General features: G+C 39.5%; 14 protein-coding genes. 13 read left to right on the top strand and 1 reads right to left on the bottom strand.

Annotated elements, in window-relative coordinates; translation table 11 throughout:
* Window positions 1–155 precede the first annotated feature (155 nt).
* From NSS81_RS01490 to rbsK, 13 genes are all read left to right on the top strand, one after another.
* Complete coding sequence (locus tag NSS81_RS01490; protein ID WP_342431801.1) at window positions 156–1,670, top strand: spore germination protein; 1,515 nt, start codon at window positions 156–158, stop codon at window positions 1,668–1,670.
* Window positions 1,671–1,725: 55 nt separating this feature from the next.
* Complete coding sequence (locus tag NSS81_RS01485; protein WP_342431800.1) at window positions 1,726–2,805, top strand: GerAB/ArcD/ProY family transporter; 1,080 nt, start codon at window positions 1,726–1,728, stop codon at window positions 2,803–2,805.
* On the top strand, window positions 2,802–3,929 hold the full coding sequence (locus NSS81_RS01480) for a Ger(x)C family spore germination protein (RefSeq protein WP_342431799.1): 1,128 nt from the start codon (window positions 2,802–2,804) through the stop codon (window positions 3,927–3,929). The genes NSS81_RS01485 and NSS81_RS01480 overlap by 4 nt, the downstream gene beginning before the upstream one ends.
* A gap of 152 nt (window positions 3,930–4,081) precedes the next feature.
* On the top strand, window positions 4,082–4,948 hold the full coding sequence (locus NSS81_RS01475) for a hypothetical protein (protein WP_342431798.1): 867 nt from the start codon (window positions 4,082–4,084) through the stop codon (window positions 4,946–4,948).
* A 3-nt stretch (window positions 4,949–4,951) separates the two neighbouring features.
* Window positions 4,952–5,557 carry a hypothetical protein gene (locus tag NSS81_RS01470; RefSeq protein ID WP_342431797.1) on the top strand — a complete coding sequence of 202 codons (606 nt, stop codon included), beginning with the start codon at window positions 4,952–4,954 and terminating at the stop codon, window positions 5,555–5,557.
* A gap of 282 nt (window positions 5,558–5,839) precedes the next feature.
* On the top strand, window positions 5,840–6,322 hold the full coding sequence (locus tag NSS81_RS01465; RefSeq protein ID WP_342431796.1) for a nucleoside deaminase: 483 nt from the start codon (window positions 5,840–5,842) through the stop codon (window positions 6,320–6,322).
* Window positions 6,323–7,818: 1,496 nt separating this feature from the next.
* Entirely contained in the window at window positions 7,819–8,835 is a 1,017-nt protein-coding gene (locus NSS81_RS01460; RefSeq protein WP_342431795.1) for a LacI family DNA-binding transcriptional regulator, read from the top strand.
* Window positions 8,836–8,851: 16 nt separating this feature from the next.
* Window positions 8,852–9,763: a nucleoside hydrolase gene (locus tag NSS81_RS01455; protein WP_342431794.1), complete on the top strand. Its 912-nt coding sequence runs from the start codon at window positions 8,852–8,854 to the stop codon at window positions 9,761–9,763.
* A 133-nt stretch (window positions 9,764–9,896) separates the two neighbouring features.
* A complete protein-coding gene (locus NSS81_RS01450; RefSeq protein ID WP_342431793.1) occupies window positions 9,897–10,487 on the top strand; it encodes an ECF transporter S component in 591 nt (196 codons plus the stop codon).
* Window positions 10,488–10,496: 9 nt separating this feature from the next.
* Window positions 10,497–11,264 carry an energy-coupling factor transporter transmembrane component T gene (locus NSS81_RS01445; protein WP_342431792.1) on the top strand — a complete coding sequence of 256 codons (768 nt, stop codon included), beginning with the start codon at window positions 10,497–10,499 and terminating at the stop codon, window positions 11,262–11,264.
* Entirely contained in the window at window positions 11,261–12,205 is a 945-nt protein-coding gene (locus tag NSS81_RS01440; protein ID WP_342431791.1) for an ABC transporter ATP-binding protein, read from the top strand. The genes NSS81_RS01445 and NSS81_RS01440 overlap by 4 nt, the downstream gene beginning before the upstream one ends.
* Window positions 12,193–12,993 carry an ABC transporter ATP-binding protein gene (locus tag NSS81_RS01435; protein WP_342431790.1) on the top strand — a complete coding sequence of 267 codons (801 nt, stop codon included), beginning with the start codon at window positions 12,193–12,195 and terminating at the stop codon, window positions 12,991–12,993. Before NSS81_RS01440 ends, NSS81_RS01435 begins: the two co-directional genes overlap by 13 nt.
* A 26-nt stretch (window positions 12,994–13,019) precedes the next feature.
* Complete coding sequence (gene rbsK / locus NSS81_RS01430) at window positions 13,020–13,934, top strand: ribokinase (protein ID WP_342431789.1); 915 nt, start codon at window positions 13,020–13,022, stop codon at window positions 13,932–13,934.
* Between the two features lie 669 nt (window positions 13,935–14,603).
* On the opposite strand, the gene NSS81_RS01425 is transcribed toward rbsK, so the two are convergent.
* On the bottom strand, window positions 14,604–15,062 hold the full coding sequence (locus NSS81_RS01425; RefSeq protein WP_342431788.1) for a hypothetical protein: 459 nt from the start codon (window positions 15,060–15,062) through the stop codon (window positions 14,604–14,606).
* Window positions 15,063–15,184 lie beyond the last annotated feature (122 nt).

Raw genomic sequence — 15,184 nt, 5'->3', positions numbered from 1 at the left:
GATATGTGGTGCTGTCACTTTTCGAATGCGGCAAATTTCGATTAGTGGCACTTTTGTTTTTTAGAAATTTTTCTACCCAAGGCTCTTATGAATAATTGGAAGTAAGTGGTGAACAATAAGATGAATAATTTTTACTTTCTAAAGGGGAGCTAGAAATGTTCTTCAAAAAAAAATTGACAAATTACAAAAAAGAAAAAGGGAAATCAGTTGATGAAGATAACACGGTCCCGACTAATAGGGAAGAGATGTCAAATGAATTCAGGAAAAGACTTCAACACAGTGCGGATATCCTAGAAACCGATGTTGCAGGTACAGGCATTACTCTATTTTATCTTCATACATTAATCGATATGAACTTGCTCCATAAAGATATTATTGAACAAATCAAAAACCAATCATTTCATAGCATTGAAAATATTATGGAGCAGCTATCGGTTGCAATAAAAGATAAAACGAATCAGTTGGATAAAGTGATTCAGTCAGCTATTAGTGGACATGTCATCATCCAACTAGAAGGTGAATCAGAGGTTATTTTTGCCAGGATCGCTTCAAATACTGGTCGAACTTTATCAGCTGCGATGAATGAAACACAAGTAATTGGGCCGCAGATTGCCTTTAATGAAAGTCTTAGCACAAATTTATCTTTAATAAGAAAATATATTACCGATCCAAATCTATCTATTGAAAATATTCAAATTGGAACTCAAAGTACTACGTCTGTGTCATTGGTTCACATTCATGCTATTGCTAACCAGCAAATGGTGGACCTTCTACGTGAAAGAATTAAAAAAATTAATATAGATGGAATTTTAGATAGTTCTGTTTTACTACAACTAATTGAAGATAATTCATTATCTATTTTTCCACAGATGGTATTAACAGAGCGACCAGACAGAATTTGTAGTTGGCTGTTAATGGGAAAGCTAGTTGTTTTGGTAGATGGAAGTTCTTTAGCCATTGCTTGTCCACAATCTTTTTTAGAATTTTTTCAAAGTATGGAGGATAACAATATTCATTGGCAAGTTGCCACATTTTTAAGGCTGTTAAGAATGTTCGCCCTAATTCTTTCTATTTTTTTCACTGCCTTTTACGTAGCTGCTCTAACCTTTCACTATGAAGTAATTCCACAAACCTTGTTAATCCCTCTTAGTGAATCAAGGGCAAGGGTACCTTTCCCCCCCATTTTGGAAGCATTATTTATGGAATTTATCATTGAACTATTAAGAGAATCAGCTGCCAGATTACCTACTAAAGTGGGACAAACCATAGGTATCGTTGGAGGTATTGTAATCGGAACAGCCTCAGTAGATGCAGGATTTACAAGTAATATATTAATTATTATTGTCGCCCTAGGGGCCCTTGCATCATTTACAACACCAAATTATTCAATGGGGAACATTGTAAGGGTTTTACGATTTCCTATCATTATATTGGCTGGTTTTTGGGGTTTTTATGGCATTATGTTCGGTTTTTGCTTTATACTTATCCATCTTTTGCGACAATCAAGTCTAGGTGTTCCAGTTCTGTTGCCTTTTTATCCCCCTCGTTTGGCTGACTGGAAGGATAGTGTAATTAGACTACCACTAACTTTTACTTACAATAGACCGAAACAAACTCGACCCGAAGATGATTATAAATACGATCCTTTAGATGCAAAAGAAAAAGAATGAACACTTAGGTAGGTGAACAAGGATTGACATTCAATATCAACCCAAACCACAATTATTGTTAAGTACCTTTTTACTATTTTTTATTATTCATGATATACAAGTTGGAATTGGGATTCAGGGGTTTCAACGAATCATCTTTTTGGAAGCTAAGCACGATGCTTGGATATCTGTCATTCTCTCTGGCATTCTAACCCATCTGATTGTTTTTATGATAATAAAAACATTACAAGTTTACGGTTCCTCCGATATTTATGGCATTCATCATGACATTTATGGCAAGTGGGTGGGAAGAATGATGAATAGCCTTTATATCCTCTATTGTTTATTAACTTCTTTAGTGATTATGAAAAATTATATAGAGGTCATTCAAACCTGGATGTTTCCACAAGTTCCAAGCTGGTTCTTTTCCATTTCTCTATTATTAATAGTAGTTTATGGTGTTACAGGTGGAGTTCGAGTAATCGTGGGCGTCTGTTTTTTTAATGTTATATTATCTATATGGATGCTAGGACTTATTGGATTTCCCATTCGTTATTTCGATTACACTAGTTTTTTGCCCATTTTGGAAAGCAACATTCCAGCCATTTTAAAAGGTACATTCAAAATGACATTTACAGTCGTTGGGTTTGAAATCTTATATGCCATTTATCCTCACTTGAATGAAAAAAAAAAGGTTCAGAAATTCGCGCATTTGGCAATCGCTACTACAACGATTTTATATTTGCTCCTTATACTAATAGCGATTGCTTATCTTAGTTCTGGACAATTAGAAAAATCAATTTGGGTAACACTTTCCTTATTTAAAATTGTGAAGCTTCCTTTTATCGAGAGAATGGAATACATAGCCATCGCATTTTGGATGTTGATTATTATTCCTAATATCATGCTTTATTTATGGGCCGCTGTCCGAGGAATGAATCGAACATTTAACGCAAAGGAATTTCACTTTATTTGGATATTTTCATTAATTCTTTTTATTTCTAGTTTATTTCTTAATACACGACAGAAAATCAACAACTTTAATGATACATTTGCTATCGCTGCTTTTTATCTTACTTATTGTTATCCTATCATTTTGTTTGTTTTCGTACTAATAAAAAAGAAAGTAAAAGGATCTAAGGAGAAACAAATATGATGAAAAAGAGATTTTTAGCTGTATATTTGTTACCCATTTTCAGCCTAATTGGCTGTGCTCAACCCCAAATACTTGAAGAAATTGGTCTCATTACCACCATTGGATATGATGTAGGAGAAAAAGGAAAGATTAATGGAACAGCGGTGGAATTAAAAATTGAGCCTGATGCCAAAACGGATGTAAAAATTGTAGAAACACAAGCCTATTCCGTAAGAGGTCTTAATACATCGGGTAATAAGAAGACATCAAAGAAATTGTTAGCGGGACAGCTAAGAGTTATCCTACTGGGGGAAGAATTAGGTAAACAGGGGATGCTTCATGTTTCAGAAACATTAACGAAAGATCCCGCAATTAGTGATCTATCTTATCTTTCCATTGTGGAAGGGGAGGCTAGGGATTTGTTAAACCTGAATGATCTACACATCCCTAATATTGGTATCCATTTATATAGACTCATTGAACAAAATACAAAAGATGAACTTATGCCTTCAGCTACTTTACAGGAGACTTTGCATCGATACTACACAGTAGGACGAGATCCATTTATGCCTATACTAAAGAACATTGATAACAAGGAAGTTAGGTATACTGGGGTTGGGATTTTTAAAGATGACCGTTTAGTTGGCAGAATTTCAACAGATCAAAGCTTTTACCTGAAATTAATTAACGATAAATACAAAGCTGGAAGTACGGATCTTATTTTCATGAGTGAATCACCCAAGTTGAGGGGAAAAAGTCATGTAGAAGGCAGGACAGTCATCTCCTTAGATACCATACATAGTAGTAGTGATTTAAAGCTTGTAAACGAAACGAATCTTGAATTTGACATAAAAATAAAACTTAATGCAAGACTGATTGATATCAATAGTGATATTGATTTGACTAAATCAAATAATTTAAAATTGTTTGAAAAGGAAGTTTCAAAACAAATGGAAGAGCGAGTTGAAAATCTCATTACTTATTGTCAATCCAAAAATTCAGATGTGATTGGACTAGGTGAAGTATACAGAGCCTCCGTGCGTCACTCAAAGCTTACAGATGAAAAATGGCATAAAATGTATAAGGACGCCAAAGTCAATGTAAACGTAGATTTTAAAATGATGAGATCTGGCATAAATGATTAATCTTTAATATGGCAAAATGCACAGGCACCTTCCAAAAAATATGGAAGGTAACTGTGCACTTTTTATTTCCAATAATAATAACAGGAATTTTACAGTTTTTGTCGAATATTCTTAGATAGTTATTAATCAATACATACCTAGGTGGTTTTACTATGACAATTGCTGAAATTCACGGAAAGCTATCTTCTTATGAGCATATGGAAGATTTACTAACCTCAGATGTATTTTCGACCTTCAAGTATCTTGAAGTCAACAACGGACTTATCCCATTTCTGAAAAAGGCAACAAGCTTTAAGGACAATGCCCCACCTGATTTTCTCGAGGATATTGTGGGAGCGGATTATGTATTTTGGCCAAGGACGACCTATCTAAACAGAGAACCCGATGTGCTGATCATCCTTACGAAAAAGAATCAATCTACAATCGCTATTATAATAGAGGCAAAATATCATTCTGGAAAAAGTAATGCTCAGCGAGAAAAGGACACTACTGATAAAGATAACAATCCATTGGAGCATTTAGACGGAGACCAGCTTGCCGAACTATATAAGGAACTTCATGACGGAAAAATCTATATCGGTGATCCTGTCATAAGAGACAAATACATTCAATCGGCAGGCAATCGATATCTCTTTTTCGTAACTGCCCATTATGCTTCTCCAAGGCACGATATCGAAGAAACCTTTAATGTATTACAGAAAAAACAGTACTTTAATCAAAATGAACATCATTTCTTTTGGGTGAACTGGATGAGCATCATGGGAGTCATTGATGAAGTGAATGCAAGGGAAACCTGGAAAAATGCCCCTTCTATGCGCTATTTGCTAGTAGATTTGAAGGCTTTGCTACAAAGGAAAGGCTTGGTTCCATATCAAGGATTCACGAAACCAAAAAGAAAAATCTCAGCAACTGGTTCCTATTTCTGGAAAGAAGCTGAGAAACAGGAGCAACTACTTTTTAATGGAATTGAAGCTAGTAAGCTAATAAAAACGGAAAACTATTTTTGGATGGGGGAATAGAGGATGGCAACAGGAAAAGATATAAAAGAAATCTACGATATGATGAAAACAGTCTGCCAAGAAACCAGTAAATTAATGATCGTGATTAATGACATGATGGAGAGTGAAGGGTTTAAGGCAGTTAGCGGTGGCAGCGTCATGTGGGATCGGTCATCACATTTTCGCTCTCCAGATTATTGGCTTCCATACTTCTTACAGCGAGTGTTTGCTAAGGGTGGGAATCTGAATAAGGGAATAGGTATTAATGTAATATTTGATGGAAGCATGCATGGAATAGAGAATACAATTCCCTTTTTAACCTGTGGACTTTTGGAATCTGAAAAGGATAAATTGAATAAAAGTAATGAACTTTATGTAGCAGGTTGGAGAGATGACGAAGAAGTTGTGAAAACGGAAGATGGAAAGCTTTGTGTAACAAACTTTTCGGAAACTGGTATTAGCACAACAACTTACTACCTCCCAATTGATATTTTAAACGACCAGGATAAAGTCCACAAATACATTATCAAACCTCTTATTAATCTATATAGAGGCCAGTTTGATGATGCCAAGAATATGATTTCGGATGTGGCAATTGGATTGGAGGAAATTGTGGGACAAGGTGATTAGTTTAATTTAGATATCCAAAGCTAATTACTTTTGATGAAAGGTTTAGGTGCCCTTTTTATGGAGGATGCCTAGCACTTTTTCTTTTTGAGCTAAAGTGCCTGCCCCCTGCGGGCTACAGCGTTAATGTATTGGGGGTCAGGCACTCGAATTATTGTGAAATCTATAAATTATATATTTATCAAAACCGAGACGCGCATATAAAGCCCAGTGTCTTTTTGTTATTAGGCCATGTTTACGGAATATCCATGCAACAGATAAAAACAGTAGGAGGAGAATTCAAGTATGATAAATGATTCAGATTTGAAGCATCTGCGACGGTGTATTGAACTTGCAAAGGATGCTTTGGAGATTGGTGACGAGCCGTTCGGTTCAGTCCTTGTCTCAGCCAACGGAGACGTGCTTGCAGAAGACCATAACCACGTTGCAGGTGGTGACCATACCCAACACCCGGAATTTGCTTTGGCGCGCTGGGCAGCCGCGAACATGACATCTGAAGAAAGAAGCAAGGCGACTGTATATACCTCGGGCGAACATTGCCCGATGTGCGCCGCGGCACACGGCTGGGTTGGTTTAGGTCGGATCGTTTATGCAAGTTCATCCGAACAGCTGGTACAATGGCTGAGTGAAATGGGGGTTAATGAATCGCGCGTTCGTAATCTTCCGATCCAAGATGTTATTCGTGATTCAACAATTGACGGCCCTGTTCCTGAACTCGCGAAGCAAGTTCGCCAACTCCATCGCCAGTTTTACGAGAAGAGACGTTGAGCATGGTAAGCTCTTGACGTTGAAAACTGAATGAAGTACCTGACTCCCAGTGTATAAAAGCTTTACCTCGCTGGGGGTCAGCATTTACTTGCCTTTGAGTTTGAGCAAAGAAAAGTGCCAGGAACCAACCAAATATGGAAGGTTTATGGCACTTTTCCTTTTTTCTAACTTACAATCATAAAGCTAATGTCTGGTAATTCTTATTAAAAATATGATCCAACATATCAAATAAATGCTTTTGATCCGGGTGTTCGTGTGAAGAATCTCTGTGGGGTTTGAAAGACATTTTCTTAGTCTGAAAGCTTATATTGAACTGCTAATTCTGTCATCCTGACGTTAAGAGGGGTTCAGGATGACCCCTAGAAATGCTCTTGTTGACCCGAGCAATACCATAGATTACTTCATAGAGTACATCAAAGAAAAAGAATAATATGTCGTTTTTCCAAAATTTTCATCATAAATCGACTTTGCCACTAGAGTAAATCAAATTAATATCGATCTAAATCATGTGTGTGAAGTGATTGACGATACGTTCACGCTTCGTTATACGATACGGGGACAAAAAGAAAAAGGAAAAGAAAAAGAAAATAAAAAAGAACAACAACAATAAGCACTTTATCCTAAGATAGAGAATAATATCCATTAGAGGGTCGCTTTGCTTTTCAGCCTCTAGTAATTTTAGAGAATCAAGTTTAATCATAAAACTATTAAACACTCCCAAATGTTGATATTTCAATGTTTCGGTGTGTTTTTTAGTGGCATAGAATTCTTTTATAGCCTACCAGAAAAGTGCTAGGTACTATGTAATTGTATTGTCATAAAACACTCACATTTTCATGAAAATCAAATGTCCTTTTTCCTCAATAAACAGTATATAAAGTATTGAAAGGATTTTAAAAGAGGAAAGGCAGTGGTTAAGATGGCGAAGCATAGAATCCTACGTACATATTTTTGGAAGAATTCGGTTGTGCTAGAGGAGTTCTCCAGATGATACTTTTGTTTTTCTCTCCCACAAGAAAAACCGCCGTCAAATTGACAAGTTTCCTCTTACACTTACTTACCTGAAAGTTGCGCTTTCTTAAGGTCAACCCATTAAGATCGAAGGGATTTGCATTCATTACCTTTACCCAGGCAGCGATAAAGTCACACACAAACCTTTCTTTGTTACGGGTTATCATCCAGAGCGTAAACTTCTGCAAACGCCCGAATGCACTGGGGGTCAGGCGCCAAAATACCAAAAATGGTAAACTAGTATAAAAATATTCATTGAAAAACGAGTGGATAGTGTAGCTATGAACACACCGGTTAGCTCTTAATCCTTCTATTCATACCAGTACAGATAGATGAAATGGTATGAAATTTCGGTAACGCATATTTTATCATCTCCGAGTAAATATAATATTGACAAAATTCAGACCACGAATCTATAATTAAGAAAACGTTTTCAGAAAACGTTTTCTTTGTATCTAATATGGAAATAATTTGGGGGTGATGCCGTGTCAATAACAATTAAAGATATTGCCAAAAAAGCAAATGTTTCGATAACCACGGTCTCGCGGGTACTGAATCAAAAGACGGAAGGCATTAGCAAGTCAACGCGCAAAAGAGTTCTTGAAATTATTGAGGAACTTGGCTATCGACCGAATTCGATTGCCAGAAGTATGATTACCAAACAGACAAACACCATTGGGTTAATTATTCCAGACATTCGGAACCCGTTCTTTCCCGAGCTTGTCAGGGGCGTTGAGGATTTTTTAAATCAGCATTCCTATAATGTTTTTTTATGCAATACAGACGGAGACCCGAAGAGAGAGTTGGAGTATGTAAGCTTATTGAAGGAAAAAAATGTTGATGGGATTATTTTTACCTATTCTTGTGCTGAAACCATCCAACAGCTCGAAGATATCCTTTCAGTTGAGAAAATTCCATTCGTGTTACTTGACCGAGGTGTGGAAGATCACAAGTTTAGCGTTGTCTCGATACATAACGAAAAAGCGGGTTATCTCGCAACCCAGCACTTAATCGAGCTCATGCATACCCAAATCGGCTGTATTACAGGGCCAACCAGCTATCCAAACTCGAAAGCCCGCTTGCAAGGGTACCAAAGAGCTTTGGCTGAAGCAGGGATTGCCTCCAACCCGGACCTGATTGTTGAAGGTGATTTTCAAATGGAGGGCGGGTACCTTGCCGCCAGAGAACTTTTAGCGAAACAGAAAGTGACCGCGGTTTTTGCGTTTAACGATTTAATGGCGTTTGGTGTTTATCAAGCCGCCGCCGAAATGGGTATTTCCATTCCCGATGACCTCTCGGTTGTGGGGTTTGACAATATTAAATATAACCAGTTATTGCACCCGAGATTAACGACCATTGAGCAATCTGTTTACGAGATGGGCAAGCTCTCCGCCGAAATTCTCTTCGAACAAATGACCAAGGGAGGTGATGCCGTAACGAAAACCCAGTACCTAGAACCAGCGTTAATTTTACGTGAAAGTACAAAAAAACTAGAAACCTAGAAAAAGGAGTTCAGACATGTCCATACCAATTATTATTGACTGCGATCCAGGAATTGACGACGCATTAGCCATACTATTGGCAATTTCCTCTGATGAACTGGATTTAAAACTCATCACCACCTGCGCGGGCAATCAGACCAGTGACAAGATCACCGCTAATGCTTTAAAGCTCGTCAGCTATGTCGGCGAAGAAATTGAAGTGGCCCGAGGTGCCCGTAGACCGTTAATCAATGAATTAGTGCTCGCGGAAGTTGCCCATGGCGAAACTGGTTTTGGTGGAGTGGAATTGGGCGAGCCTCATTATCCGGAAAGCAGCCGCTCAGCCTTGGAAGCGATGCGGGAAACGATTCTAAGCTCCCCGCAGAAGGTGACGATTGTGGCGATTGGACCACTTACCAATATTGCCTTGTTGATTAAGTCCCATCCGGAGGTCATTGAAAATATTGACCACCTATCGATTATGGGTGGAGCATGTTATGGCGGCAACCGTACTCCTGCGGCAGAATTCAATATTTATGTTGATCCCGATGCTGCAAAAATTGTTTTTAACTCAGGGATTCCGATTACGATGTTTGGCCTAGATGTCACCAACCAAATTCCGATGTACAAAGAAGATATTGACCGAATCCGCCACATCGGCAATAAAACGGGGACAGCTGTCGCAGGTATGCTTGATTTTTATTTCAGAGATGGCCGGGCCGATGCGATGCATGATCCATGTGCCGTGGCACATCTGATTGACCCATCATTATTTACGGTTACACCGTGCAATGTCGAAGTCGAGACGAAGGGGGAGTTTACGAGAGGGATGACCGTGGTTGATAAGGAACATCGCATGGGCAAACCGAAAAACGTCGATGTCGCCTTTGAGGTCGACCGTGAACGAATTCTTGATTTGCTGTACCATGCGATTGAAAATTTGAACTAATTCTTCCTATTTCGAATTCATCCGATCTGTCAGCATGATGATATTTATTAGAACCTACCCATTTCACTCATCTAGATTTTCCAGCCAGAGTCCATTTTTTATAAAAAAAACATATCCCAGGGGGAACTTATTTATGAAAAAAGGTCTGAAGCATGATTTTACACTGATAGCAATTTTACTTATTCCAATTGGCGTCGCGATTAATGTTGTTATTTCACAGCTTGTTCAAGTATTGAGAATCCCGCTATATTTAGATGCGATTGGCACCATGCTGGTGGCAATGATTGCGGGTCCGTGGGTTGGTATGGTGACAGGTGGCCTAACGAATGTTATCAAGTCAATCTTTGCTCCGACTGAACTGCCGTTTGCGATTGTTTCAATGATTATTGGACTTACCGTCGGCTATTTTTCTATCAAAAAAATGTTTACTAGCATAGGAAAAACATTGATTGCAGGTATTATTTTAACCCTTATCGTAATCATCTCTGCTACACCTATCAGCGTTCTGTTATACGGCGGCTCCACTGGCGATGCTTCTTCATCCGTAACGGCCGTTTTATTGGCATCTGGCCAGCAAATCTGGGAGGCTGTATTCACGAAAAATATTATTGTCGAAAGTATTGATAAGATTCTGTCTTTATTAATCACTTACACCATTGTGAAGAAGATGTCTGATCGTTATCTTTCTAAGCATAATTACGGAGGAAATTTTTTTAAATCCTAGTTTACGATAATGAAAGGGATTGACAAAATGGAGAAATCCAAAAATCTGATTCTTGATCTGTATCCCAGCACGAAATTCTTGATTTCCTTATTTATGATCATTTCTGTTTTCATTGTAGAAGGGTATCTATATGGGTACTTAATGGTGCCACTAAGCCTTTTGATTGCCTTATATGCGGGAGTTTTTAAAGAGTTATTTAGCTTGGTGATGAAAACTCTTTTTGTCTTAACGATCTTTATCTTTATGATTCAAAGTTTTTTCTATCCGGGCGATACGATCCTTTGGAGCTGGAGTTTTCTTTCTCTTAGACAAGAAGGTATTGATTTTGCTATGTTGCTGACATCCAGGATTGCGGCAATCGGTTCGGCGCTGCTGTTATTTTTTCGTATTACATCGGTAAAGGATATCGTGTATTCGCTAGAAATGCTTGGCCTCCCTCCCAAGGTTACTTACGTGGTCTTATCAACGTTAACGATCATCCCGGAGATGAAGAAATTATCGCTGGCTATTATGGACGCTCAAAAAACACGCGGTGTCGAAACAGAAGGCAATTTACGTGTGCGCGCCAAAGCCTTCCTGCCAACGCTGACGCCGTTGATCCTTACTTCGGTGGCAAGCACAGAGGAGCGTGCGCTGACGCTAGAAGCCAGGGCCTTCACGGCTCCTGTAAAAAAAACTAGCCTATACCGAATAGACAAAACGAAAAAAGACACCGTTGTGAGAATCCTATTATTGATTCTACTGGTCACCATAATTGTCTGGAGGGTAGCTTTATGAGTTATATTCAACTGAAAAATGTAGCATACAGGTACCCGATCGGTCATGGTGATGTATTAAAGGGAATAAATGTCGAGATTGAGAAGGGCGGGTTTTACGCACTGATTGGTGCCAATGGCAGCGGAAAAACCACATTTTGTAACGTTCTGCGCGGCTTTGTTCCTCATTTTTATAAAGGGGATTTGCGCGGCGATGTGCTGATTGACGGTAAGGACATCCGGGAATGGGACATGGGTGAGCTGGCGCAGAAAATCGGCTATGTTTTCCAGAATCCATTTACCCAGATCAGCGGTGTGAAGGACACTGTTTTTGAGGAAATTGCCTACGGCCTAGAAAATCTCGGTGTCGAGGTTGAGGAAATTAAGCAGCGGGTCCATGATGTAATTGAGTTGCTCGGGATTGGCTATTTACGTGAGAAAAATCCAAACGAGCTTTCAGGCGGGCAGAAGCAGCGGGTTGCGTTGGCTTCAATCATTGTTATGGATCCGGATATTTTGGTCATCGACGAGCCGACCTCGCAGCTTGACCCTCAGGGGACGGAAGAAATCTTTAAAATCATTGAGCTGATGAAGCTAAAAGGACAAACGATTATTCTAGCTGAGCATAAAATTGAATTAATTGCCGAAAAAGCGGAACAGGTCATTGTTTTTAAGGACGGCGAAGTGGTGATGCAAGGCCCGACGGAAGAAATTCTTACGGATGAACAAGTACTGGAACACGGTGCCGCCCTGCCGCAATATGCGTTATTAGGCCTGGAAATGAGGAAGCGGAATTGGGGTATTGACCGGATTCCGCTGACAGAGAAGCAAGCGATTGAGACAGTGCGAGCAGTGATGGAACAGCAGGAGGCACGCACGGTTGACTCAGCGGCAGACGAGCATCCTAAACAGACCGTTCAATCAGTGGCGGCAGCAAAGGAGGGACAGGTATGTCATTCTTAACGCTGGACAATGTGTCCTACTCTTACCCGAACGGCTTTAAGGCAGTAGAAAATGTCAGTATGTCGTTTAAAAAAGGTGAAGCCGTAGCGATTATCGGGCAAAACGGGGCGGGGAAAACCACCGCCGTTAAATTAATGAATGGCTTGTTAAAACCACAAGAAGGCAATGTCACCATCGATGGCTGGAATACGAAGGACTATACGACGGCGCAAATTTCACGGAAAGTCGGGTATGTGTTTCAAAACCCGGATGATCAAATTTTTCACAGTGATATCTATAGTGAAATTGAGTTTGCTCCGAAAATGCTCGGTTTGCCCCCGGAAAAAATCAAAGAAAATGTGATGAAAGCTGCCGAGCTTGCGGGCGTCGTCCCTTTTTTAAAAGAGCATCCTTATAATTTGCCGTTTTCAATGAGGAAGTTTGTCACGATCGCATCCGTACTGGCTATGGACTCAAGTGTGATTATCCTCGATGAGCCAACTGCGGGTCAGGATTTGTTGGCGATGGAACGCTTGGGTGCGATTATCCGCACCTTGACCGCCGAAGGAAAAACCGTGATAACGATTACACATGATATGGAATTTGTCGTCAATAATTTTGACAGTGTGATTGTCATGGCCAATCGGAAAAAGATTGCTGAAGGAAATAAACGGGACATCTTTTGGAATACGGAAGTTTTAATGGAAAGTATGCTCAAGCAGCCGCATATCAGCCGTGTGAGCCGGACCCTGCAATTAGAGGAGAAGATATTGTCAATTGACGAGATGATTCATAATTTACAACGTTAGCTAGAATAGAGCTAGAGGTGGGTTTTTTGAAAAAAATACTAGTAATTGGGAGCTTGAACATGGATTTGGTAACCCATGTTCCACACCTTCCAATTCCAGGTGAAACGATTCATAGTACCAAGTTTCAAAAAAGTCCCGGGGGGAAAGGCGCCAACCAAGCTGTTGCCGCCGCAAAATTGGGAGGAGACGTCGCCATGATCGGACGGGTAGGTTCGGATGATCATGGGCAGGTGCTAGTAAATAATTTGAAAGCCGCTGGTGTTGATATCACCGGAATCCAGGAATCAGGAACCACCGGCATGGCCTTTATCAATGTAAGTACAGATGGAGAAAACAACATAGTTTTAGTACATGGCGCAAACGGTCAAGTAAACCGTGCAGACATCTACCAGTTCCTTCATATGATTAAGAACTGTGAAATGATCATCATGCAGCTGGAGATTCCGCTGGATGTCGTGGAATATGTGGTGGACCTGGCTGCGGAGTTTAAGAAAAAAGTCCTATTAAATCCGGCACCCGCGCAACAGTTGACTGAGGGGATGCTTCGAAAAGTTCATACATTGATACCAAATGAAACAGAGCTGGAGCAGATTACGGGGATGCCGGTTGCCACGATGGAGCAAGTGGCAGCGGCTGCCCATAAACTGCAATCAAACGGTGTGGCTAGAATCATCGTGACATTGGGGGATAAGGGCTCCTATTTAGTGAATGAGGAACTCGAAGTTCATATTCCAGCGGAAAAAGTCACGCCGGTCGATACTACAGCTGCAGGCGACTCGTATATTGCCGCCTTCGCCGTAGGCCTGACCAAAGGTATGAGCGATGTGGAGGCTGCTAAATTTGCAACCAAAGTCGCTGCGATTGTCGTCACAAAAGAAGGTGCACAACCATCACTGCCAACACTAGAAGAAGTAGGGGAACAGTTACAGTCGCGGCCATAGTTTGGTCAAAAACGATAAGAGATTGAAAATAAAGAGATAGCGGACATCTACTAAAGCGGTTATATGATAAGACTTTAAAGATTTGGTTGATCGTTAATGAAATATATATCCGCAGAAATTGCAACTACCATTATTGAAACCATAATTGAGACATTTTAAGAGATAGTATCAGAAATAAAGATAGAGAATAATAACCGCTAGAGGGTCGCTTTGTAGTATTTTTAGAGCAATCAGGTTTATTAATAAGACTATTAAACACTCGCAAATATTTCAATGTTTGTGAGTGTTTTTTTTTGCGGAACAGTAAATCATAGAATTCCTTTTACAGCTTACCAGGATTGTGTTAGGTATTATGAAATTGTATTGTCATAAAACATTCACATTTTTATGAAACTGAATGTCCTTTTTGCTCAATTAACTATATATAAAGTATGGAAAGTATTTTAATAATGGAAGGGCAGTGGTTGAAGATGGCAAAGTATAGAATGCGTAAACTTCTGCAATGGCACGTAGAACGGAGTTTGAATCGAATATTAGGTCCACTCTTATTGCTGTACTCACTACTTCCCCTGTACGGCGATCGTTTGAAGATTATAAAAAAGAACAAACCACCAACTTCATATAGATTAAGGCGGTTTGTCTAATTTTCTTGGATATTATGAAATTTTATTATTCGATGTTGGCTACATTGGGGTTGAAAGGAGAAAACATCCCATCAGGGTTAGCCTGCCAAACCCAAGCATGTAAAGCAAAAGAGCTAGGGAAAGGTCCATTATCGAATACTTGACCAAATAATGATGGACGCTCTCCACCAACAGTCATGTATTCAACAGCTACTAGCTTATAACCGCCATTTTTTTTAGGTTCGTACACAAGAACTTCAGGTGCGAGTGGGTCAAGACTTCCGTCATCAGTAAGCAAATCTCCTTTTACTAGATGAATTCCCATGTTTGGAACTAGAAAGTAATCAGTTGTATACCCTTCCCTAAAGGCCACGTTAATGTCATGATATTTTGCTGTTGTTTTCCGGACTTCCGAAAGCTGTTTCGATACAGCAGGACCGTAGGATTGTGCCCCGACCACAGTGGCTAATCCAAAAATCAAAACAAAGGCAACGGCTAAGTTCATAAAAAAAATTCTACTTTTTTTCAAAAAAACATCTCCTCCAATTAATAGCGTTTGTTCTTTATATTATATAAATTTATTTCCAATTAAGAACAGTTGGGTTATCCTAAAATTTAATTAAACTA

The organism is Neobacillus sp. FSL H8-0543 (genome assembly GCF_038592905.1).
Classification (GTDB): domain Bacteria; phylum Bacillota; class Bacilli; order Bacillales; family Cytobacillaceae; genus Neobacillus.
Note: the sequence above shows the minus strand (reverse complement) of the source record. Positions and strands in the feature narration are given on the sequence as shown.